Origin of the sequence: Protofrankia sp. Cas8 (assembly GCF_963555845.1) — a bacterium.
GTDB lineage: Bacteria > Actinomycetota > Actinomycetes > Frankiales > Frankiaceae > Protofrankia.
In genome coordinates this window covers 3,052-5,309 of sequence record NZ_CAUVXI010000137.1, presented here as the reverse complement: position 1 = coordinate 5,309, position 2,258 = coordinate 3,052, and the positions used below count along the sequence as shown (strand labels likewise).

At 68.3% G+C, this 2,258-nt stretch carries 2 protein-coding genes; both read left to right on the top strand.

The features are described 5' to 3' along the window. On the top strand, nucleotides 1-166 hold a 166-nt coding region (locus U9977_RS27095), incomplete at its 5' end, for an ATP-binding protein (RefSeq protein ID WP_416210682.1). A 73-nt stretch (nucleotides 167-239) separates the two neighbouring features. After that, nucleotides 240-1,754, top strand: a complete 1,515-nt coding sequence (locus tag U9977_RS18180; protein WP_322750475.1) for an MFS transporter — start codon at nucleotides 240-242, stop codon at nucleotides 1,752-1,754. The last annotated feature ends 504 nt before the right edge of the window (nucleotides 1,755-2,258 follow it).

The following is a 2,258-nucleotide window of genomic DNA, read 5'->3' as shown; positions in this document are numbered from 1 at the left end:
TGACGAAGGCGGCCGCGGCCTCCAACTCGTCGCCGAACTCGCCACCCACTGGGGCGCCCGCCCCACCCGCACCGGCAAAACCGTCTGGTTTCAACTCGACACACCCGACACAGACCAGGCCAACTCACTGAAAGCGGGTAGCGAGGCTTTGCCACGGCGTCCGTGAGATCGGTTGCACGGGCCCATGCCTGGGGTCGATGATCAGGATGGTGGCGCCGGCCAGCCCGGGGGGATGACTTGTGATCCAGGAGACCCCGTCGCGGCACCACACCCGGACTCCCACCAGATCATCACTCCCGTCAGACCGCTACGCGCAGGGGTCTGCGGACGCCACTCCCGCCATGGTGGTCCTGACGTGCCTGGTCGGGATGTTCTCGACCACCTTCACGGCCACCGTCCTCACCGTGTCGGTCCGCACGGTCGCCACCGACCTTCACAGCACCGCCGGTGTGGTCACCTGGGCGGTGACGGGTGGGATGCTGGCGCAGGCGGTCGCGATGCCGATCCTCGGGCGGGTAGGCGACATCCGCGGTCACCGCCGGACCTTTCTCGTCGGTATAGCCCTGGCCATTGTCTTCTCGGTCCTGTCGGCTCTGGCCTGGAACGCCCTCTCGTTGATCGCCTTTCGGACGGCGGCGCAGCTCGCCGGCGCGGCGACGATCCCCTCATCGTTCGCGATCCTCTTCGAAGCCTTCCCGCCCGCCGAACGGATCCGTCCCTCGGCGTGGGCGTCCGGTGTGCTGGCGGGTGCCTCGGTCAGCGGGCTGGCCATCGGCGGCCTGGTCATCTCATCGATCGGCTGGCGTCCGTTGTTCGCGATCCAGGCCTGTCTGGCCCTGCTCGCGTTCGTGTCAGCAATCAGAGTCTTGCCGGCCGACCGGGGAAACGCCCACCTGTCGTTGGACCGGGCCGGCTCCTTCGTGCTTGCCATGACCGCGTTCGCGCTCACCTTCGGCGTCAACCGGGCGGCCGTCTGGGGCGCACGCCCGGTGGTCATCGGGCTGCTTGCGGCGGTCCCGGTGCTGGCGTGGATCCTGGTGCGCACAGAGCGGCGGGCCGCCGTGCCGGTGATTCCCCTGCAGCTGCTCGCCGAACGCGACATCCGTGCATCCGGAGTCGCCTCATTCATGATCGGCGCGGCGCACCTGGGCAACTTCCTCGTGACGCCGCTTCTTCTGGAGGGGGTCTTCGGGTTGTCCATCGCGGTGACGTCGCTCGTGACGATGGCCCGCACACTGTCCATCTCGCTGTCAGCGCCGTCCGCGAGTCGGCTGGGAAGCCGCTTTGGACCACGCCGGCTCGCCGTCGCAGGAGCCGCCGCCTATGTGGTCGCACTCGGTCTCCTGGCGGCGGGCACACAACTCGCCACCTTGTGGATGGTCATCGTCGGGTTGATGGCCAGCGGGCTGGCTTTCGGGCACGCGCAGCCGCCACTGCTGGTCATCGCGGGCAGCGCGGCGCCGGCCGACAGTTTCGGGCTGTCGATCTCGTTGCAGCAGACCGCGATCCAGATCGGCGCCGTGACGGGCATGAGCCTGCTGTCGGCGATCGTCGCGGACTCCGTGCGTGCCGGGCCGTTCGTCGCCGCATACCTGCTCGGTGCGGCGCTCGCCGTCCTCGGCTGCATCGCAGCCCACCTCTGCTCCCCTACTCCTCTGCTCTCTACGCGCGAGGGCCGGACGCCCCAGGCGGAGCTCCACACCCTCAGCTCAGACGGTGACCTGGACGTTTACACGGGGCCGCTGGGGCGCTGAGAGCGCCCGGCAACAGGGGCGTGGACGAAGGAGCGGGGCCGCAATCCATGCGGTGCGACGAGTGGAAGAACGACGTCAGGAGACGCCAGTTTTCGGGCGGAAAATGTATGTCAACCATCCACTCGTGCTGGACCGGCCACCCACCGGCCCCCACTCGCCGACCTGCACATCCACCACCGCGGCGCATCCGCCTCCCGCCTACTCACCAACATCCACATCGAGGGTCTGGAGCCCCACACGCGTCAGAGCGCCCGGTCGCGCTCTATGATGCGGGTTGTCCGCAGATAGCCGATGGTGTGACGAGCGTGGTTCTCGAGCTGCCGGAGGCCTGGTGGAATTGCAGAGTGCGGGAGGTCCGGGTGGGGCTGCGGGCCCTGGCCGTGAGGTGCGAGGGAGCGGCATGGCGAACCAGGTGCCTTTCACAAACAACTACCGGGACCTGTCGACACGCGAGGGTTACCAGTATGAGTTCTCCTGCCTGCGGTGCGGTAACGGGTACAAGTC